Origin of the sequence: Curtobacterium sp. L1-20, assembly GCF_048755855.1 — a bacterium.
In the GTDB taxonomy this organism is placed as follows: Bacteria; Actinomycetota; Actinomycetes; order Actinomycetales; family Microbacteriaceae; genus Curtobacterium.
Genome location: NZ_CP151473.1, coordinates 1,844,648 through 1,864,564, shown reverse-complemented (window position 1 = coordinate 1,864,564; position 19,917 = coordinate 1,844,648). Strand labels below are relative to the sequence as shown.

Sequence of the window (19,917 nt, the reverse complement as noted above, 5' to 3'; positions counted from 1 at the left end):
CAGCTCAATCGTCGACGGAAGCACCTTCGGCCCCGTCCGCCATGGAGGGCGTCGTCTGGCGACGCAGCGTCGTCAGGCCGTACCGCGCCTCCAGGTCGACGCCTTCGCCGTAGTGGTGCTCCGCCAGCAGCGGCAGGATCTCGTACCGCCACACGTCCTGCAGGCCGGTCCCTGCCAGGTCGCGCATCAGGAAGGACGGGCCCACCTTCGCGTCGTGGTCCTGGATCTGCGCGTTGAGTCGCGTCAGCAAGCCTGCGCGGTCGTCCTGGAGGCCCTTGGTCACCACCCAGCGCGACAACACGTCCTGCACTGGCTCGCGTTCCGGGTGCAGTTCGACGAAGGCGAAGCGGCGCCGCATGGCGGCGTCGAGCATCGCGATCGAACGGTCGGCGGTGTTCATCGTGCCGATGACGAAGATGTTGTTCGGCAGAGTGAACGGCTCGTCGCTGTAGAGCAGGGAGATCTCGCTGTCGCGGTACTCGAGCAGGAAGTACAGCTCGCCGAAGACCTTCGCGATGTTGCCGCGGTTGATCTCGTCGATGACGAGGAAGTAGTTCGCCTCGGGGTTGGCGGCCGCGGCGTCGGCGAGGCGGCGGAGCGGGCCCTTCCGAAGCGTGAAGGCGAGGTTGCCGCTGTCGTCGTTCGCGACGGGCCGGAAGCCCTCGAAGAAGTCTTCGTAGGAGTAGGTCGGGTGGAACTGGACGATGGTCGTCTCGCCGTCGGTGCCCTCGGTGACGTGCTTCGACAGCGCCTGGGCGAGGAACGTCTTGCCGGTGCCGGGAGGGCCGTAGAGGATGACCTGCTTACGGCGCTCGATGAGGTCGAGGGTCTCTTGCAACCACCGCTGAGGCATGTGGAGACGGTCCTCGAGTTCCGTTGCGACGTGCGGGAAGTGCACCCGCAGCGCCGTAGCGGGCGCAGGTTCCGGCATGACCGGACCGGGGATCGGCGTGTGCTCCGGGGGTGTGGCCTGTTGCCACCTGCTGAGGAGCGGTTCCTCGTAGAACTTCGCCGGGCCTTTCGCCTTCAGCTGCAGTGCGAGAGCGATCTGCTGGAAAGCGGCGTCGGGATCGTCCTCGGTCTGGCCCTCGACCTCGCCGACGAAGGCATGAAGGATCGCCTCGCGCGCTGTGCCCGAGATGACCTCTCCGAACACGCCGGGATGCACGAGGTAGAGCAGCTCGTTGCGCTGCGTGGGGAACGATGCGTCAGGCAGTGAATCGACGATGGCACGCCACGCCCAAGGGTCCTCGAGCGCGTGCTGACGCTGCTCCGCGTCGAGACTGACCCAGCGAGCAGCACACTGGACGACCATCGACATCGCGCGGAAGAGCGACACCGACATAGCTGTGCCCGGGTGGAAGGACCAGGCCCGGAAGGCGTCGTCGATCTCCGCGGGGATCGTGACCGGATGTTCCATGCGATCGAGGAGGAAGGAGACCCGCTCGCGCTTCTTCCTTTCACCAGGGTTCTGCAGCGGCAGGATCTGCCAGCAGATCAGTTCCGCCATCAGGAGCTTTGCATCATCTGTCGCCCCCTCGAACTGGCGACCGAGCTTGTTGAGGAAGTCGTCGCCAGCGACGTCTGGCTGGCTGGTGAAACACCGCTCGACCTCCGCGACGACCGACTGACGCCACACTGCGCGTCCGGGAGCGAAGACAGAGTCGAGGCCGCGGAGCCCTCGACCAACGAACATCGCGCTGATCGATCGCACCAGCTCGGCCCGCCCGTCAGGCGGAACGATCTCGCTGCGGAGGCGCGTTTCCCGGTCCTCACGGAGCGCGCGTTGGAAGGCCCGTTGTCGGTTGTTGAGTTCGTCGCGGAACTGCTCGGACGACACGGAGTCGTCCGAGACACGACGACCTTCCTCGGTCACGTGCCACTCGCCCCGGGCGGGCTTGGACATGTACCCGGCTTGAACGAGACCGGCCGATCCCCAGAAGAAGTCCGAGTTCGCCTGGGGGTTGCCCCGTTGGTTGAGCTCGAGTTCTTCACCTTCGAGAGGGATCCGCTCCTGCACCGCGTCCCACACTGCAAGGCGGTTTGCGCTCCCTCCGTGCTCGGAGAGGTACCGCAACGCTTCGCGCAGGCGGTTCGCTCTGTTGTCCGCTCGACTCATGGCAGTTGCCCTTCCTTGGTCAGCGAGCTGCCGTTCACCACTGTGACGCCCCAACGGGTTCGAGTTCCTGCTCACGCATGAACTTCAGCGCTCGCTCGAGAACCTGGATCTTCTTCCGGAGTTCGACGAGCACCGGCGACTTCGGGTCGGAGAACTCGTCGAGGCGCTCGTGCTGCCGACGAACCTGACGCTCGGTCTCGACCAGGAGGTGCCAGACCGAGGGATCCTGATCGAGGCGCAGCTTCCTACGCAAGATGACCGCCGCCAGCTGCCGCATGACGATGGACTCCACCGCTTCAGCCGACGTACCGGAGCTCGCCAGCCCGAATGCGATACCACCGCCACCAGCTGTCACCAGGCTCCCGGCGGTGATCAATCCGCCGATCATCCCGCCTGGTCCGAACGCGGCAAGTGCGCTCGTCAGCGCCGCGGCCCCGGCAAGCCCGGCGCCGGCCGCAAGCGCGATGCCGCCCGTGGCGACGACGATCGCGACTGCACCTGCCCCCATGACGCCGATCCTGATCCAGTTCGGTCCCTTGTCACCGGGGAGGGTCTTCTCGGCGAGCTCGATGGCGTCGAGGACTTCTCCCCCGAGTGGGCTTCCGAGGCCGAGCTCGGCGGTGAGGTCGCCCATCGCCCGCCGCTTGACCGCGTCGTTGAAGCCGATGTCGAAGGGCCGCAGGAAGTTGTCCGAAGCGAGGACGATCAGCTGGACGAGCGCGTCCTCCTTCGTGAGGTACATGCCTGGCGCTGGCGAAGGTGCCTCCGCCTCTGCATTGCTGAGATCCAGGGCGAGTCGAGCGACGAGTTCCGGGCGGGAGCGGCCTTCGTTGTCTCGACGCTGGAGCATTGCCTCGACCGCGTTGGCCTGCGTTGCTCGAAGCGCTCCGAGGAAGCGGTCACGGACGTCCCCCCTGAGATGCGCCCCGACGAGGTGCGCGAAGCGAAGCGCCAGGAGCACGACTTTCTCGTCTGCGTCGAGCGGGAGGTCGACCGCGTTGGTCGTCCTCACGATCTCCGTCGACAGTGAGCCGTGCATCGCGTAGCCGATCGCTTCTGCCACTCGCGCGTCGGACAGGTACTCGACCGCGGAGTGCACTCGAGGGCTCAGCGCCGTCGTGACCCTGAGATCGAGCAGCCACGGCATCACGGACGACAATCCGCGCAGCGCCGCCACGGGGTCGAATCCATTCCAGAAGTTGATCCACCAGTCGAGGTTCGCTGGTGGTTCCTCGAGCGACTCACGCAGCTCGATCGCGTTGACTGCACCGGCGGCGATCGGACTCCCGATGGTGACCATCCCGACGACACGCAGCGAGGGCGGCAGCCGCCGGATGAGGTCGGCCGCGATCACCGAGCCGAGGCTGTGTCCGACGATCACCAGCTCGCCCGACGCGGGCAGGGAGTCGAGCACTCGAGTGAGGACCCGCGCCCGGGCCTGCTCGTCGCGCAGGTAGTTCCAAGCCTGCTTGAAGGGGTCCGTCTCGAAAGCGATGTCCACGGCGCCGGGGAGGACCGCCCGTCCAGGAGCATCTTCGTGCCGGCCGAGTCGGTACTCCATGGCGCTCGTCCGCCGTTCGAATGCGCGCCGGTTGACACGAGCGTCGTCCTTGCCCAGCTCCTTCACCGTCACCGGCGGGAGCCGCACCTTCCCGTCGCCGTTCCGAAGTGCCCACGCGTACTTGGGAGCGATCCACCGATCTTCGCCGAGCGCTGGATACCCGAGCCTGACCAAGGCCCCCGACAACGCAACCTGCCATTGGTCTTCGACATCACCGGCGCCGACGCCGTGCAGGAACAGGAGGACAGGGCCAGCACTCACGAGCGACCTTTCGGAAGAGTTGACAAAGCTTCGACGCCGCTCAGGCTAGTGCGCTGCTCCGAATGGATACAGCTCCACCGTCGATCACCCGGTGGCTCCGCGCGATCTGTGCGTCACTCCGCAGGACGCCCCCAGAAGAGGTGCTCGCGCCGAACCTGAGCAACGGACAAGGATTGCGGGGTATCGGGTGCCCAGGGGAAGACGCCCGGTGCGACGAGCAAGATCCCCGTGGGAACCACCATGACGCTCGCCGGAGAATCGGCAGGCACCGAAGCCCGCCGCCAACGCGGCCTCGCGGCCGAACACCGCCGCCGGGCCCACGATGCCGAGCAGACCGCCGCCCGCTACGAGATCGCCGAACGCACCGAGAGCGAGACAGCGCGGGTGCTCGCGCCGCTCGCCGGCATCGGCTACCACCTCCTCGCTGACCGCCGCTGGCCCGGCAGCCGCACGGCGCAGGTCGACATGGTCGTCGTCGGACGCTCCGGCGTCTTCATCGTCGACACGAAGGCGTGGCGCGACGTCGCCGTCCACAACGACCGCATCACCCGCGGCCAGGAGGACGTCACCGACGACATCGCTCGCCTTGCCGACCTCGCCTACAGCACCGAGGCCGCCCTCGTGGACATCGGTCTCGCGCCAGGCGAGGTCCACGCGGTCGCCGCACTCGGCGGCCAGAAGAAGATGCACGCCAGGGTCGCCTCCGTCGACATCGTCGGCGTGCACGACCTGATCGGACACCTCACCAAGCGCGGCGCGCGGCTCTCCGCCGAGCGTGTCGACGAGGTCCTCGCCGCGCTCCTCGAGCACTTCCCCGTCATCGGCGAGGCACCGGCGGCACCGCAGCAGATCGTCGTCCCCGCCCCGGTACTCCCCCGTGAGCCGGCGCCGCCGCTCGACGACGACCTTGTCGACCACCTCCTCGACGGCGTCCTCGAAGCCCCCATCGAGGACTGGATGGCCTTCCTCGACCCCGCTCAGGCCAAGCTCGTCCGTCGCAACTTCAACGGCCCCGCTCGCATCCGCGGCGCTGCCGGCACCGGCAAGACCGTGGTCGGCCTGCACCGCGCCGCCTACCTCGCGCGCGCCACCGGTGGTCGCGTCCTCTTCACCACGTACATCCGCACTCTCCCCGCGGTCCTCGAGTCGCTGCTCGAGGGGCTCGCACCCGACATGGTCGGCCGCGTTGACTTCGTCAACGTCCACGCCTTCGCCAACCGTCTCCTGAAGGAGCGCGGAGTCAGCTTCACGATCGACACCCTGGAGGCTCAGCGCGCCTTCTCCGATGCGTGGAACATGATCAGCGCCTCCAGTCCGTTGAAGGCGGCTCGCTTCACGCGCCGCTACTGGGAGGACGAGATCGCCTACGTCATCAAGGGCCGCGGTCTGACGCACTTCGACGAGTACGCGGACCTCGCCCGTGTGGGACGGAAGCACGCGCTGCCCGTCGAGGTCCGTCAGGCGGTCTGGGACCTGTACGAGGCGTACTCGACGAACCTCCGCGGTCGGGGAGTCTGTGACTTCGAGGACACGGTGCTCCTGGCGCGCGATGCGCTGCGTGAGCTCCCCCTCGACCGGTACGACGCAGTCATCGTCGACGAGGCCCAAGATCTGTCGTGCGCGATGGTCTCGCTCCTGCATGCCCTCGTCGGCGACCGCCCCGACGGCCTGACGCTCATCGGCGACGGCCAGCAGACGATCTACCCCGGCGGGTACACCCTCGGCGAAGTCGGCATCAGTCTCGCGGGCCGCGGGGTCGTCCTCGACGTCAACCACCGGAACACCGCCGAGATCCTCGACTTCGCTAAGCAGATGGTGGCGGACGACCAGTTCATGGACATCGAGGGCATCGACGGCGCCGGCGACGCGGTATCTGCGGTGTCGCGTTTCGGCGAGCAGCCCGGTGTGCACTATTTCGCCGATCGTGACGCGCACGACGCAGCGTTGCTCGCGCGGGTCGAGCAGGTGCTCCGGCTCGTCGGGACGGGCCACGGCGACGTCGGGATCCTGACGGCGACGAACCCGCAGGCTGACAAGGTCCGGGCGGTACTCGACGCCGCTGGCGTCCCATCGGTCTCACTCAAGTACTACGCCGGCAAGAGCTCGGACCAAATCCGGGTCGGCACGATCAAGCGTGCGAAGGGCCTCGAGTTCAAGCAGGTGCTCCTACCCCACGTCCCGGCGAAGCTCCTCGCGGATGCGCCGGAGACCGAGTCGGTCGCGGACCGCGAACGCCGCGAGCTCGACCGGCGGGAGCTGTACGTGGGGATGACGCGGGCTCGTGACGGGCTCTGGGTCGGATCGCTCGGGAAGACCCGCGCGAGCCGCTGATCGACGGCCGGCTCCCGATACCGTCGGAGCACGCCGCATCCCCTCGTCCACCACCGACACCTCGGAGCACGTCATGGCCGACAAGGCAGCACGCAACCGGATCGACGCCCTGAGCCAGGCAGCCATCGGCGTCACGGAACACCGGACCGCCTTGAAGGCTGCCGCCGATGCTGCCGTCGTCGCGCTCCGCCAACGGCGAGCGTCCGTCCACGTCGACGACGTCCGGGCCGATCTCGTCCCGCTCGTTCCGTCGGATGCCGACCTCGCAGCTGACCTGGTTCGCCAGCAGATGTTGCCGCGGGTCGACGCTGAGGCGAGCTCGGTCGTGCGCGTGCTGTCTGATGACGTCCCGCAGGCGCTCGAGGACGCGCGCCGCGGAACCGGCTTCACCGCCTTGTTCTCGGGCCGTGAGCGCCGCGAAGCGGCCGCTCGGGGCGATGCGTTCCTCGACCAGACGCTCGAGTGGTTGGACCGTACCGGAGCCGTGCAGCGTCTCCAGTCCGTCGACGACCGGCTCGTCCCCAGGCCGGCTGTGCCGCTGGAGGCGCTGACCGACCCTCGCGGTCCGCTGGCGACGGTCGCACCCGACTTGAGCGGTGGCGCCCCACTCGCACTCGACGGCATGGAGGAGCTCCCCGCGATCGTGACTCGACTCGCTGACGCGATCACGCGCGAACGCATCGCCCACGCCGACGTCGTCGAAGCGGGCCGAGCGGACCGCGAAGCTGCAGCACGGTACGAGCTCGACCGTATGGACATCGATCGGCTGCGCGATGCGACCGGCGACCGCCTGCGCCTCGGAGCACTGCGCGACGCCGGGGTGACAACCGTCGGTGCTGTGCTGCGGAACCCGGTGTTCCCCGGACAGTTCGCCAGGGTCGGCGAGGCGACGGCATCGCGCATCAACGGTGCCGCCCGCGCGCTGGAGGCGGCAGCGAGAGAGGATGCGGTCGTCCGCATCGACCTCGCGCGGCGTGACGACCAGTCGCTCGCGCTCGTGCGTGCCCTGCTCGAGTGGGAGGTCGCGAAGGCCGTCGTCGGCCCGCGCGAACAGGACCTTGTCGACGGACTGCGGCCTCTGTCCACGATGATCGAACGAGGCGCATCGATCGCGCTCGTCATCCCGGACCAGCGCGCGACGGACCCGACCGCCGTCCGTCAGACGATCCTCGCGGCGGCCGAGGACGCCTGGCTGCGTGCGCAGCGGGTGGACGAGCGAGCTCGGGCGACCACGACGGACCCGTGGCGGGACTTCCTGCAGCGGCCCGCCGCCTTCTTCGCCCTGCTCGACGAAGCCGGCCTGACGAAGCCGGCGGGCGCTGCTGCCCGCGGCGACCTGGGTGACGAGCTGATCGCGCGGGTGGAGGGCTTCTCGCTCGACACCTCGCGGCTGTCCGCGTCACTCCGCGGCTACCAGCGGTTCGCTGCGGCCTTCGCGCTCGTGCAGCAGCGGGTCGTCATCGGCGACGAGATGGGCCTCGGCAAGACCATTGAGGCACTCGCGACCATCGCACACGTCGCCGGCACGACGCCCGGTCGGACTCCGCACTTCCTCGTGGTCTGCCCGGCGGCCGTCGTCGCGAACTGGGTCCGCGAGGCCGAGCGGCACACTGACGTCCGCGCCTTCCGGCTGCACGGTCCTGCTCGACTGCTCGGTCTGCGGCTCTGGACGGATGAGGGCGGCATCGGCGTCACGACGTACGAGACGCTCGAATGGCTCCGCGCCCGTGTGCCCGAGGAGCTGCGGTTCGCCTCCGTCATCGTCGATGAGGCGCACTACGTCAAGAACCCCGAAGCGAAGCGCACGATGAACACGCGTGCGCTGCTCCGACGAGCGGACCGAGCGATCCTGATGTCGGGCACGCCGCTCGAGAACCGCGTCGACGAGTTCCGGGTGTTGATCGACCACATCCGCCCGGACCTCGTGGTCGACCAGTCCGACGACAGCCCGATGCTGTTCCGGAAGCAGATCGCGCCGGTGTACCTGCGCCGTCGTCAGGAGGACGTGCTCACCGAGCTCCCGGAGCTCGTCGAGGTCGAGGAGTGGACGGACCTGACCGACACCGAGGCAGTGCAGTACGCAGACGCAGTTGCCGCAGACGACTTCCATGCGATGCGTCAGCTCGCGATGCTCGGCGGCAGGCAGTCGAGCAAGGTCGAGTCGCTCGTGGAGATCGTCGACGAGGCGCGGGCCAACGACCGGAAGGTGCTCGTCTTCTCGTACTACCGCTCCGTCCTCGCCGCGGCTGTCCAGGCCGTTGCTGACGGCGGCGCGGTGTTCGGTCCCCTCACCGGGAGCACGCCCGCCGCGGCACGCCAGGACCTCGTCGACGAGTTCGCCGCCGCTGAACCCGGCGCGGTGCTCGTCGCGCAGATCGAGGCGGGCGGCGTCGGTCTCAACATCCAGGCCGCATCTGTGGTCGTGATCTGCGAGCCCCAGCTCAAGCCGACCACCGAGTGGCAGGCGATCGCCCGGTCGCGGCGGATGGGGCAGCTGCAGTCGGTACAGGTCCACCGCCTCCTGTCGGAGGACGGCGTCGACGCGGCACTCGTCCGGATGCTGGCGCGCAAGGCGCAGACGTTCGAGGAGTTCGCGGCGGTGAGCGAGACGGCGTCCGCGTCAGCGCAGGCGGTGGACGTGTCGGACTCGAAGTTGATCGCGCAGGTGCTGCGGGAGGAGCGGGAGCGACTGGCGACGACTGAGTCGAGCAGCGATCGCGTCGATGAGAACGCGGGCGCTGCGTGATCTCGTGATCAGGCGCCTTCGCCGAGGACGTCGAGCGCCAGGGTGTCGACGCTGTCACCCTCGCCGCCGCCCTGTCGGAGCGCCCGGACGTGATCCGGATCCGCGCGCCTCACGTTGTCGTCGCCGTCCTCACTCGCGGCATGGCGGAGCGCGGCAGCGGTCACATCGTCACCATCGGCTCGTAGATGGTCCGCGTGAGCGTCCCGTTCATCGCCATCCACCCCGCCGCCAAGGCCGCGGTCGAGCAGCTGACCCGCGCCTCGGCCGCCGAGTACGGGCACCGCGGCATCCGCGTCGTCACGATGGCGCCCGGCGGACGCGGTCGCGGGCCGGGCCCTACTGTTGCCCTGTGGAGACGCAGTTGCAGGATGCCGTCCGTCGAGCCGGACGCCGGGCGGTCCGGATCGCGCTCGTCGGCGCCGTGGCCGGACTCGCGCTCGGGGTCTGGCTGAGCCTCGGCGAGCGCCCGCTCGCGTTGTTCCTCATCTGCCTCGGCAGTGCAATGGTGGCCGCAGGCCTGAGTGCCGCGCTGTCGATCATGCTGTCGCAGCGCCGCATGAAGCGCCTGGTGAGTGCACCGATCACGGGACTCGACGCCGACCAGCGGCGCGACGTTCGGCGAGCGATCGAGTCAGGAGCGCCGGTCGCCCCCGCGCTCGAGTCACACACGATCGAGCACGCCCGCGTGCTCGAGGTGACTCTCCCTCTCGCGACGGCGCAGGTCCTCGTCCTCTACTGCGGCATCGCGGGATCGCAGGTCATCAGCCTCGGGTCAGCCGAGACGTCGTGGGTCCGGCTCGTCCTCATCGGGGTGCTCGTCGTCACCAGCGTGATCGCGATCGTTGAACTGCGGCGCGGTCTGGCGCGCGTCCGTCGGTACCTCGACGGCGCGCCGGCAGCCGTCCGCGAGTAGCGCGGACAGATCCCTCCACAGGGCAAGTTGCGCAGCGAGCCGTCCACGGTCCGACCGAGGCGCGCACGGCGGCGATGCCTACGTGCGACCGTGAGTCGATGGAACAGTGGGAAGCAGACGACGCACGCCGCCGCCACATGGCCCGCTTCGGCCGCCGTGACACGGCGCCTGAGCTCGCACTGCGCCGCGAACTCCATCGCCGAGGCCGCCGGTTCTTCGTCGACCGGCAGGTGAGCCGTCGCTGCCGCGTCCGCCCCGACCTCGTGTTCCCGCGCGCGCGTATCGCGATCTTCGTCGACGGTTGCTTCTGGCACCACTGCGAAGAGCACGTTCAGCTTCCGAAGGCGAACGCCGAACTGTGGCGACGGAAGCTCCTCGCCAACCGGCATCGCGACGCCCGGAACCAGGCGATCCTGAGGTCCGAGGGCTGGTGCGTGATCCGTTCGTGGGAACACGACGACCCCGTGACCGTCGCAGATCGCGTCGAGGACGAGCTCGACCGCTGGGCAGCCATCGTCCGACGAAGGCGAGGCCGCGTCGGACCGGCACCGGGACGGACCGGAGGCGCGGTGCCAGCTGGCACCGCGCCTCCCGTCCGTGATCCGTCGCCAAAGCGACCCGCACTCACCAGGTGAGCACGAACCGCCCCCGCGTCCCCCCAGCTTCCAACCGCTCGTGCGCCTCCCCAGCCCGCCCAGCCGGCAACACCTCCGCCACCCGCGGCGTCAGCGTCCCGCTCTCCACCGCGTGCCGCAACTGCTCGAGCTTGTCGAACGACCGGTACTCCTCGAACACCATGATCTTGTCGAACCGGATGCCCCAAGCCCCGTTGCCCTCCCAGCCCCGCACGCTGAAGAACGCTCCCCCGTCCCGGACGGCACCCACCACCGAGGCCTGCTGCACAGCAGCATCGGCGAGCGCGTCGACCCCGTCCGGCACGATCGCACGGACGGCCTCCGCGAAGCCGGATCCTCGCGGCACGATGTGGTCCGGCCCGAGCGACCGCACCAGCGCCTCGTCCTTCGGCGCAGCGTCCGCGATGACGGTGATCCCCGCTGCACGGGCGAACTGCACGACGTAGTTCCCGAGCAACCCCGCGGCACCCGTGACGGCGAGCGTCTGCCCAGGAGTCAGCGCCGCCCGCGAGAGGATCTGCAGCGCCGTCAGCCCGTTCATCGGGATCGTGGAGGCGAGCGGCAGCGAGAGCCCCCGCGGCACCCGGGTGAACGACCCGACCGGCGCGACGAGCTCCTGCACGTACGCCCCGCCGTGCACGCTGAGCGGCAACGCCATCGCCATGACCTCGTCCCCGACGGACCACCCGGTCACGTCGGGCCCGACCTCGTCGATGACCCCGGCGGCGTCCATCCCGGGGACGTACGGCGGCGAGGCCTGCGAGGAATCCCGCTGCCCGGCACGCACCCCGGTGTCAGTCGGGTTGACGGCGAACGCCTCCACCCGGATCCGGACCGATCCCGAGCCGGCGTGCGGCTCCGGGACCTCGTGGACGGCGAGGGCATCAGGCCCTCCGAACGCTTCGACTCCGACGACCTGCATGCTTCCGGTCTACCGCCCGCCGCATCCACGGACTCAGCCAGCGCGCCGGAGACAGGACCACGGATCGGACGGGGGGCACGCCACCCGCCCGCCACGCGCCTCCCGGCCGCCCCGGAGCGGCCCCAGGGCTAGACGGCCGTCGCCAACGCGAGTTGCGCCCGAGCCGCGACGGCGTCCGCCGCCGGCGGCCGCCCGTACGCCTCCCGGTAGTCCCGCGAGAAGTGCGAGGCACTGCGGAAGCCGACCGCCGCAGCAGCACGCGCGGCGGTGTCCCCGTGCACGACCATCAGCCGCCGCGCCTCACCGAGCCGGGTCCGCTTGAGGTACTGCGCCGGCGTCATGCCGGTCGCCGCCTTGAAGCGTGCGAAGAGCGTCGACTCGCTCACGCGCAGGGTCGTCGCGAGCCGGGTCATCGACCAGGGCTCGTCCATCCGCGAGGTCAGCAGCCCGGTCGCAGCGGCGACGACGGACGCGTCGGAGCCGTCGAGCGCGGCGGTGATGCGCGGCGCCTGGTCGGTCTGCAGCAGGCGGAGGACGATCTCGCGCGAGATCAGCGGGAAGAGCACGGGGACGTCCTCGGGGGCGTCGAGCAGGCCGAGCAGGCGGGCGAAGGCGTCAGCGAGCGGCGGGGTCCAGGTGCCCAGGCGGGGCGTGCTGGCGACGGGCGCCAGCGTCGGGGTCGGCATCGAGGCGACGACCTCGCCGACGACGGCCGGGTCGAGCCGCCAGACCGCGGACACGAAGCCGGCGTCCCCCTCGGGGTCGACGACACCGGCGACGACGGGCAGGTCGACGGGCGTGATGATGAACCGGTCGCGGCCCCAGACCTGGTCGTCGTCGCCGACGATGGAGCGCTTCCGGCCGCGGAGGACGACGGACAACGACGGCACGTACCGCCGGTCGAACAGCCCGGTCGGCTCGTGCACGCGCGAGACGGTGAGGCCGAGCGCTTCGGCCCGGTGGGCGGAGCCGGTCCGGGCGGCGGCCTCGGGCCGGTCGGCACCGAGGACGGCGGCGTGCGCGGACGCGATCGCCACGGCACGGTCGAGGTGCTGCGCAGTGCGGTCGTCCACGACGCTCACGGTAGTCGCGCCCTCGGACACCGTGCGACGCGTCGCGGGATCCGGCAAGGTCGTCGTGGACGTGGGCAAGGAGTGACCGGGCCGTCGGAACGAGCATCGGAGCATGACCAACGAAACCGACCCCAGCACCCGCACCGCCCTCGTCACTGGAGCCTCGAGCGGCATCGGCGAGGCCATCGCCCGCGAGCTCGCCGCCTCCGGCTTCACCGTCGCCGTCCACGGCCGCAACGAGGAGCGCACCCACGCCGTCTCCGCCTCCATCGCGGAGCAGGGCGGCCGCGCCGTCCCCCTCGTCGCCGACCTCTCCGGCAGCGCCGACGACGTCCGGGCGCTCGCATCGGCCGCCGTCGAGCAGCTCGGCGGCCGCGTCGACGTCCTCGTGAACAACGCCGGCGTGTACCCGGGCGGCCCGACGGAGTCGCTGACCGACGACACCGTCGACGCCCTGCTCACGACGAACATCCGCGCCCCGCACGTCCTCGTGGCAGCGCTCGCTCCTGCGATGGTCGCGAACGGCGGCGGCCACGTCGTGAACATCGGCTCGTGGATGGCCCGCGTCGGCGTGCCCTTCATGGCGCTCTACCCGGCGACGAAGGCCGCGGTCGAGCAGCTCACCCGTGCCTGGGCCGCCGAGTACGGGCACCGCGGCATCCGGGTCGTCACGGTCGCCCCGGGTGCGACGGCGACGCCGGGCAACGCGGACTCGGCGGAGGTGCTCGCGGCGATGACCGAGGGCACGCCGGCGGGCCGGCCGGTGCAGCCGATCGACATCGCCCGCGCCGTGCGGTGGGTCGTCTCGGACGAGGCGGTGTTCGTCACCGGCGGGACGATCGACGTCGACGGCGGGATCGCGTCGACGCGGATGCGCTGAGCCCGGGTCGGCCCCGGCGCTCGGCGTTCAGTCCGGCTGACCTACCTCCGCCAGGGATCGAGGGACGCGGCGCAGGAACGCCGGCGCCTGAACCGGGACGGGACGGACGGGAGGCGCGGTGCGAGCTGGCACCGCGCCTCCCGTCCGTCCCGTGGTCGCGTCCACTCCGGCGTCGCCCGTCCGCAGGCAGGCCGCACCTCCAAGCGCCTCCCAGTCCGTCCCACGAGGATGGGGACATGCGCTTCGACGAGCTCCTCACCCGCCCCGACGGTCCCGCGGTCGCCGAGGAGCTCGCAGCCCTCCGGCGCCCCGGGCGGCACGTCGTCAAGGGCGTCCACCAGGACTCGCCACGGGAGTACTGGCACTTCCGCCTCGACATCGACGAGCAGCAGCACCGGTGGACGCTCGACCGGTCGGACCAGTCGACGATCGCGTACCGCGACGGGGTCCTGCGCGGCGAGGACGGTCCCTTCGAGGAGACGTTCGAGCACAGCACCGTCGCCGGACGTGTCGTGCGGATGGCCATGCCGGACCTCATGCTCCGCTGGGGTCGCGGTCCGGAGAGCTTCCACCCGGTGCTGGTCCAGCACGTCGGTCAGCACTCGATCCTGGTGACGTTCGAGCACCGCGAGGACCCGGCGACGCGCACCACCCTGGTGGTCGACGAGCGGGACGGCATCGCGCGCCGCTCGCTCGAGTACGGCGAGGCAACGATCGTCACCGGTGTGCGCGCTGTCGACGCGGGCGAGGTGCTGCCGCCCGCGCACTTCGAGCCGCTGACCGACTGGATCCGCCCGTCCTACTGAGCGGGCCGTCCGCCCGACGACCGCTGTCCGCCCGCGGCCTTCCGTCGACCGCGCGCCGTCCCCTGCCGATCGCCATCGCCACCGCCACCGCCACCGCCATCGCCATCGCCATCGCCATCGCCATCCTCCGATCGGAGGATGCACCTCCACCGACCCCGCCGATCCCCCACGCCGCGAGACCGAGCACCCTGGAGGCATGCCCGACACCCCCGCCATCGAGGTCCGCCACCTCGCCAAGCAGTACCCCACCGGCAAACGTGCCGTGGACGACGTCTCCTTCGACATCCACCGCGGTGAGACCTTCACCCTCCTCGGCCCGAACGGTGCCGGCAAGACCACCACGGTCGAGATCCTCGAGGGCTACCGCACCCGCACCGGCGGCGACGTCCGTGTCCTCGGGCACGACCCGGCCCGCGCGAGCCGCAGCCACAACGCGCGCATCGGCATCGTCCTGCAGACGAGCGCCGAGTCGCCCAACGTCACCGTCGCCGAACAGCTCCGGCACTTCACGACGCTCTACCCGCGGCACCGCAGCGTCGAGGAGCTCCTCACCGCGACCGGGCTCGAGACGCAGCGGAACACCCGGATCAGCCGGCTCAGCGGCGGGCAGCGTCGGCGCGTCGACGTGGCGCTCGGCATCATCGGCCGCCCCGAGGTCCTGTTCCTCGACGAACCGACGACCGGCTTCGACCCCGAGGCCCGTCGGCAGTTCTGGGACCTGATCGACGAGGTCAAGCGCGAGGGCACGACGATCCTCCTCACCACCCACTACCTCGACGAGGCCGCGCACCTCGCCGACCGGGCAGCGGTCATCGCGGACGGCTCCCTCCTCGACATCGCGCCCATCGGCGAGATCGGCAGCGTCGAGGCCCGCACGCCGCGCGTCACCTGGCACGACGACCACGGCGCACGCCACGAGGAACGCACCGACGACCCGGCAGCCCTCATCCGGAGCAGCACGGACACCATGCACTACCTCGAAGTCATCCGCCCGTCCCTCGAGGACGTCTACCTCGAAATGGTCGGCCACCGATGAGCAATGACGACGCAGCACGCACCGACCGCGCAGACGCCGCAGCACGCGCCGACGGCGCAGCCGCCACCGACGCCGCAGCACGGACGAACGCCGCCACGATCGGCGCCCACCGGATGGCCTACGAACTCCGCTCGTACTTCCGCGCTCCCGACTCGGTCTTCTTCACCTTCCTCTTCCCGATCGTCATGCTGGCGCTGTTCTCCGTCGCGTTCGCCAGCGCAGAGGACATCCACGCCAGCCCGACCGTCAGCGTCGACTACGCCACGTACTACCTGCCGGGCCTGGTCGCGACGGGGATCCTGCTGTCCGGCACGCAGTCCCTCGGCGTCGACATCGCCGGTGAGCGCAGCGACGGCACGCTGAAGCGCCTCGGCGGCACACCGCTGCCGGTCGTGAGCTACTTCATCGGCAAGATCGGCATGGTCCTCGTCACGACCATCGTGCAGACCGCCCTGCTCCTGGCCGTCGCGAGCCTGGTCTTCAGCGTGGACCTGCCGACCGACGGCGGTGCCTGGGCCCGCTTCGCCGGCATCATGCTCCTCGGCGTCGCCACGAGCTGCGTGCTCGGCATCGCCGTCTCGGCACTCCCCCGCGAGGGCCGCCGCGCCACCGCCACGATCGTCCCGATCGTGCTGGTCCTGCAGTTCATCTCCGGTGTCTACCTCCCCTTCACGCAGCTCCCCGACTGGCTGCAGAACGTTGCCTCGGTCTTCCCCCTCCGCTGGATGGCGTCGGGCATGCGGTCGGTCTTCCTGCCAGACGCGTTCGCGTCCGCCGAGCCGGGAGGCGCGTGGCACCTCGGTCTCGGAACCCTCGTCCTGGCAGCATGGCTGGTCGTGGGCGCGGTGGCCTGCCTGCTGACGTTCCGGTGGAACCGGAAGGACGCGTGATCGGGACTGTGGACAACTCCGGTGCGGCGCGGGCGGGATGGGATGCTGTCGTCATGAGCGGCGAGACCTGGGTGCGCAACCGGTGGTTGCACGTGTTCTTCGCGGGCACGATGCTCCTCACCGCGGTGATCACGGCGGTGGGCTGGTCCCCGTGGCCGGGTCGCTGGCCCGCGTACGTAACGGTCGCCGTGCTCGTGCTGGCGTACGTGGCGTACGGGCACCGCGGCTACGACCACACCCGCGCCGCGGCAGCGTTCCTCCCCCTGGTGGTCGTTGCCGCCCTGGTCCTGCCGGCGGTCGTCCCGAGCACCGCGTTCGTGCAGTGCATCGTCTTCCCGCTGGTCTGGGTGCAGTCCGAGCGGGTGCGCTCGGCGGTCCTGCTCTCGATCGCCGTGGGGATCGCCAGCGGCATCGGCCTGCAGATCGCCAGCGGCCCGGATGCGCTGGTCAGCACCCTCCTCATCGAGGGCATCAGCGTCGTCGGCGCCTGCGCGATGGGTGTGTGGATCTCGAGCGTCGCCGGTCTGTCGGAGGAGCGTCGTCAGCTCGTCGAGGAACTCCGTGCCACGCAGGACTCCCTCGCCGAGGCCCATCGCCGAGCCGGGGTCACGAGCGAGCGGGAGCGCCTGGCCCGCGAGCTCCACGACACCGTCGCCCAGAACCTCGCCGGCATCGTCATGCTCACCGAACGTGCCCGGGGCGACCTCGCCGCCGACCGGGTCGACCGGCTCGACGAACGCCTCACCGTCCTCGAGGAATCCGCGCGCGCCGCCCTCGAAGAGTCCCGCACCCTCGTCGCAGCCGGAGCGGCCGGGGTCGCGGGCGACGGCCTCGGCGCAGCGCTGCACCGACTCGGGGAACGCTTCACCCGCGAGACCGGCATCACCGTCACCGTCGACGCCGCGGACTGCGCGCTCGACCGCGACACGCAGGTGGTCCTGTTGCGTGTCGGCCAGGAGGCGCTGGCCAACGTCCGCGCGCACGCCCGCGCCGCCTCGGCGCACCTTGCACTGCACGTGGCGGCCGACCAGGTCCACCTGCGGATCACGGACGACGGCATCGGGTTCGACCCGTCCGTCCCGACCGCGGGCCACGGCCTGCGCGGGCTCCGCGAGCGGCTCGCCCTCGCCGGTGGCTCCTGCACGATCACCAGCGATGCCGGACGCGGCACCGTCGTCGCAGTGTCGCTGCCCACCGGGTGCGAGCCGCGCCTCCCGGCAGTCGACGTCGCTGTGGCGGAGGCGAGCCGGTGATCCGGGTCGTCGTCGCGGACGACCATCCGATCGTCCGGGCTGGGATCGTCGCGCTCCTGCAGGACGCCGACGACGTCGAGGTCGTCGGACAGGCGAGCAACGGCGAAGCTGCCGTCGCCGTCGCTGTGGCCGAGCGGCCGGACGTCGTCCTGATGGACCTCCGGATGCCGGGGCTGGACGGCGACGTCGCGACGGCTCGGATCCTCGCCCGCGAGCCGTCGATCCGGGTGCTCATCCTGACCACGTACGAGTCGGACGACCAGATCCTCGCCGCGATCGAGGCCGGCGCGACCGGCTACCTGCTCAAGGCCGCGCCGGAGTCCGAGATCCTCGCCGGCCTCCGTGCCACGGCGCGCGGCGAGACGGCCCTCGCTCCCTCCGCGGCCGCGGCGCTCGTCCGCCGGGCCACCAGCAAGCCGGACGCCGGACCGTCGCTCTCGCCGCGGGAGCTCGAGGTGCTGCAGCTCGTCGCGCAGGGCAACTCGAACCCGGCGATCGGCCGCACCCTGTTCCTCAGCGAGACGACGGTGAAGACGCACCTCGGCCACGTGTTCGAGAAGCTCGGCGTGAACGACCGGACGCGGGCCGTGACCCGGGCGATGGAGCTCGGCCTGCTCCGCTGATCAGCGGCGTAGCTGCACGCCGTCAGAGACGGCGACGAAGGCGTTCACGCCCTCGACCGCACTCCGGACGAGCGTCACGAGCCGCTCAGGGCGCAGCGTGATCGTGTCCTCGTCCCGGTCCCACGTCAGCGTCCCGACGCCGGGGACGAGGAGCCCGTGCACGCCCTTGCCCGCCTGGTGGCTCCAGCCGTTGATCATCCGCCAGCGGGGTGCTGCCCACGCCTGCCGGAACCACTCCACGTCGCTCGGGCACGGCCCGGAGCGGTCTTCGTACTGCGCCGTCGTGACCGTCACCGGCTCCCCTGCGCCCACCGACGCCGCGGGGTCGATGTTCAGCCACCGGAGCAGGTGCGCGACGAGAGCACCCGGACGGACGACCCCGAGCGCCTCGGAACCGTCCCGCTGTTCGGCGCGTACGACGCACTGCTGGCCCTGCATCCAGCACACCCAGCGCAGTGGCTCGGCGTCGCTCGCGGGGTCGCTCGACTCGACGACGAGCAACGCGTCGTGGTCGACCACCGGTCCGACGAGTTCGGCGCCCTTGGCCGTCAGACCGCCGAAGCGCCCGACGAACCCGAGCTCCCGCGCGGCGACACCCACGGCCGAACGGCATGCTGCTCCCGGCACCATGCCGCGGTCACGGAACAGCACGAGGTGGTCGAGCACTCCGCGTGGCGTGTGCCACGGCAGCGACGGTCCCGGCCCAGTCACCGTGGAGAGCCCAGCGTTTCCCGTGATCGATCGATGCGCCGGCGTGTGCCACCGGGACAGGAGGAGCCCGTCCACGACGGCGGCGATGGCCGGCCAGTCGTGCGCTGAGCACTCGAGGGAGATCCGGACCTGCACGTCGTGTGCGATCCGCAGGTCGAGGAGCCGGACGTCGTCCGGGGCGGGGAGCGCGAAGAGGATCCGGTCCGCTGATGCCTCGAGCACCAGCGCATCCGGTCGCTCCTCGATCCGATCGGCGGTCTCGGCAGAGGGATCGCCGGAGAGCGACCGCACATCGACCGAAGATCCGTCGTCCTCTCGATCGAGCCGGACGCCGGCCTCGGACTCGTGGGCCGTCCATCCGTCCGGAATCTCGAACACGAGACCGCCGACGATCGCGAGGGCATCCCAACGCACGTCAGGCCAGGGGTCGAACGGCACGTGCGGGATCACCGGCGGACCTTCCGCCGGGCCCACCGCGGCGTCGCCCAACGAGCACCACCGAGGAGCAGCCACATGCCGAGCACACCGCACAGCACGAACGCCACCATCAGGACGAGGGCGAGGGCCACGGGCCCGTCGAAGAAGAGGGCAGCGACTCCCTCACACACCGACGCCATGCCGAGCCAGAACAGGCCGAATGGCATCGACGGTGTGCTGCGCCGCATCCACGAGCGCCAGAGTCCGGCGTACGCGAGGCCACCGATCACGACGAAGACCCCACCGATCACGATCATCCACGCTGGCGCGTTCACGTGCGCTCCCCCAATCGCTGTACCCGGATCGACAGCCTATTGCGACCGAGGGCGCGGGGGCCATCGATGAGCTCCCACGCACAACCGGATCCGCTCCGCTGAGTCCCCCGAAAACGCAGAAAACCCCTGACCACGGATGGTCAGGGGTTCCCTGGTGTTGCACGTTGAGTCCGGCGGCGTCCTACTCTCCCACAAGGTCCCCCTTGCAGTACCATCGGCGCTGAGAGGCTTAGCTTCCGGGTTCGGAATGTGACCGGGCGTTTCCCTCTCGCTATGACCACCGGAACACCTTCGACCCAATCGCTTGGAATCATGAAGCTGTTCCCGCATGCATGCGGTGTTCAGTTTCGTGTTCCCGATCGTCTGTCGGGAACCACAAAGTGGACGCGAGCCCCACACCCGTGA

General features: G+C 70.5%; 18 protein-coding genes and 1 rRNA gene. 11 read left to right on the top strand and 8 right to left on the bottom strand.

The genetic code is table 11. The features are described 5' to 3' along the window. Nucleotides 1-4: 4 nt before the first annotated feature. Both AAEP86_RS10350 and AAEP86_RS10345 read right to left on the bottom strand, forming a co-directional pair. Nucleotides 5-2,119, bottom strand: a complete 2,115-nt coding sequence (locus AAEP86_RS10350) for an AAA family ATPase (protein ID WP_420367250.1) — start codon at nucleotides 2,117-2,119, stop codon at nucleotides 5-7. 34 nt (nucleotides 2,120-2,153) lie between these two features. After that, nucleotides 2,154-3,941, bottom strand: coding sequence for a hypothetical protein (locus AAEP86_RS10345; RefSeq protein ID WP_420367249.1), 1,788 nt, complete (start codon nucleotides 3,939-3,941; stop codon nucleotides 2,154-2,156). A gap of 228 nt (nucleotides 3,942-4,169) precedes the next feature. Here AAEP86_RS10345 and AAEP86_RS10340 point away from each other — a divergent pair, with 228 nt between their 5' ends. Together AAEP86_RS10340 and AAEP86_RS10335 are read left to right on the top strand one after the other, a co-directional pair. Continuing rightward, nucleotides 4,170-6,272, top strand: a complete 2,103-nt coding sequence (locus AAEP86_RS10340) for a UvrD-helicase domain-containing protein (RefSeq protein WP_420367248.1) — start codon at nucleotides 4,170-4,172, stop codon at nucleotides 6,270-6,272. Further along, nucleotides 6,223-9,018, top strand: coding sequence for a DEAD/DEAH box helicase (locus tag AAEP86_RS10335; protein ID WP_420367247.1), 2,796 nt, complete (start codon nucleotides 6,223-6,225; stop codon nucleotides 9,016-9,018). The genes AAEP86_RS10340 and AAEP86_RS10335 overlap by 50 nt, the downstream gene beginning before the upstream one ends. Before the next feature lie 8 nt (nucleotides 9,019-9,026). Here AAEP86_RS10335 and AAEP86_RS10330 read toward each other — a convergent pair whose 3' ends face one another. Continuing rightward, nucleotides 9,027-9,299 carry a hypothetical protein gene (locus AAEP86_RS10330; RefSeq protein ID WP_420370532.1) on the bottom strand — a complete coding sequence of 91 codons (273 nt, stop codon included), beginning with the start codon at nucleotides 9,297-9,299 and terminating at the stop codon, nucleotides 9,027-9,029. Between AAEP86_RS10330 and AAEP86_RS10325 the strand changes: the two genes are divergently transcribed. The 3 genes from AAEP86_RS10325 (at nucleotide 9,204) to vsr (ending at nucleotide 10,566) form a co-directional block, all read left to right on the top strand. Then, nucleotides 9,204-9,470, top strand: coding sequence for an SDR family oxidoreductase (locus AAEP86_RS10325; protein WP_420367246.1), 267 nt, complete (start codon nucleotides 9,204-9,206; stop codon nucleotides 9,468-9,470). The genes AAEP86_RS10330 and AAEP86_RS10325 overlap by 96 nt on opposite strands. Beyond that, complete coding sequence (locus tag AAEP86_RS10320; RefSeq protein WP_420370531.1) at nucleotides 9,368-9,931, top strand: hypothetical protein; 564 nt, start codon at nucleotides 9,368-9,370, stop codon at nucleotides 9,929-9,931. The genes AAEP86_RS10325 and AAEP86_RS10320 overlap by 103 nt, the downstream gene beginning before the upstream one ends. Before the next feature lie 98 nt (nucleotides 9,932-10,029). Continuing rightward, a complete protein-coding gene (gene vsr, locus AAEP86_RS10315) occupies nucleotides 10,030-10,566 on the top strand; it encodes a DNA mismatch endonuclease Vsr (RefSeq protein ID WP_420367245.1) in 537 nt (178 codons plus the stop codon). On the opposite strand, the gene AAEP86_RS10310 is transcribed toward vsr, so the two are convergent. Both AAEP86_RS10310 and AAEP86_RS10305 read right to left on the bottom strand, forming a co-directional pair. Next, the gene (locus AAEP86_RS10310) at nucleotides 10,556-11,488 is read right to left on the bottom strand and encodes an NADP-dependent oxidoreductase (protein WP_420367244.1); all 933 of its coding nucleotides are present in this window, start codon (nucleotides 11,486-11,488) and stop codon (nucleotides 10,556-10,558) included. The genes vsr and AAEP86_RS10310 overlap by 11 nt on opposite strands. 128 nt (nucleotides 11,489-11,616) lie before the next feature. Continuing rightward, nucleotides 11,617-12,561, bottom strand: a complete 945-nt coding sequence (locus AAEP86_RS10305) for an AraC family transcriptional regulator (protein ID WP_420367243.1) — start codon at nucleotides 12,559-12,561, stop codon at nucleotides 11,617-11,619. A 112-nt stretch (nucleotides 12,562-12,673) separates the two neighbouring features. Between AAEP86_RS10305 and AAEP86_RS10300 the strand changes: the two genes are divergently transcribed. From AAEP86_RS10300 to AAEP86_RS10275, 6 genes are all read left to right on the top strand, one after another. Next, nucleotides 12,674-13,441, top strand: a complete 768-nt coding sequence (locus AAEP86_RS10300; protein ID WP_420367242.1) for an SDR family NAD(P)-dependent oxidoreductase — start codon at nucleotides 12,674-12,676, stop codon at nucleotides 13,439-13,441. Between the two features lie 236 nt (nucleotides 13,442-13,677). After that, nucleotides 13,678-14,247: a hypothetical protein gene (locus tag AAEP86_RS10295; RefSeq protein WP_420367241.1), complete on the top strand. Its 570-nt coding sequence runs from the start codon at nucleotides 13,678-13,680 to the stop codon at nucleotides 14,245-14,247. Between the two features lie 196 nt (nucleotides 14,248-14,443). Further along, the gene (locus tag AAEP86_RS10290) at nucleotides 14,444-15,283 is read left to right on the top strand and encodes an ABC transporter ATP-binding protein (RefSeq protein ID WP_420367240.1); all 840 of its coding nucleotides are present in this window, start codon (nucleotides 14,444-14,446) and stop codon (nucleotides 15,281-15,283) included. 113 nt (nucleotides 15,284-15,396) lie between these two features. Continuing rightward, nucleotides 15,397-16,173: an ABC transporter permease gene (locus AAEP86_RS10285; protein WP_420370473.1), complete on the top strand. Its 777-nt coding sequence runs from the start codon at nucleotides 15,397-15,399 to the stop codon at nucleotides 16,171-16,173. Between the two features lie 53 nt (nucleotides 16,174-16,226). Further along, nucleotides 16,227-17,426 carry a sensor histidine kinase gene (locus AAEP86_RS10280; RefSeq protein WP_420367239.1) on the top strand — a complete coding sequence of 400 codons (1,200 nt, stop codon included), beginning with the start codon at nucleotides 16,227-16,229 and terminating at the stop codon, nucleotides 17,424-17,426. After that, on the top strand, nucleotides 17,423-18,049 hold the full coding sequence (locus AAEP86_RS10275; protein ID WP_420367238.1) for a response regulator: 627 nt from the start codon (nucleotides 17,423-17,425) through the stop codon (nucleotides 18,047-18,049). Before AAEP86_RS10280 ends, AAEP86_RS10275 begins: the two co-directional genes overlap by 4 nt. Here AAEP86_RS10275 and AAEP86_RS10270 read toward each other — a convergent pair whose 3' ends face one another. From AAEP86_RS10270 to rrf, 3 genes are all read right to left on the bottom strand, one after another. After that, nucleotides 18,050-19,210, bottom strand: coding sequence for a hypothetical protein (locus AAEP86_RS10270; RefSeq protein ID WP_420367237.1), 1,161 nt, complete (start codon nucleotides 19,208-19,210; stop codon nucleotides 18,050-18,052). After that, a complete protein-coding gene (locus AAEP86_RS10265) occupies nucleotides 19,207-19,512 on the bottom strand; it encodes a hypothetical protein (RefSeq protein WP_420367236.1) in 306 nt (101 codons plus the stop codon). The genes AAEP86_RS10270 and AAEP86_RS10265 overlap by 4 nt, the downstream gene beginning before the upstream one ends. 168 nt (nucleotides 19,513-19,680) lie before the next feature. Next, nucleotides 19,681-19,797 (bottom strand): 5S ribosomal RNA (gene rrf, locus AAEP86_RS10260). Nucleotides 19,798-19,917: the final 120 nt, after the last annotated feature.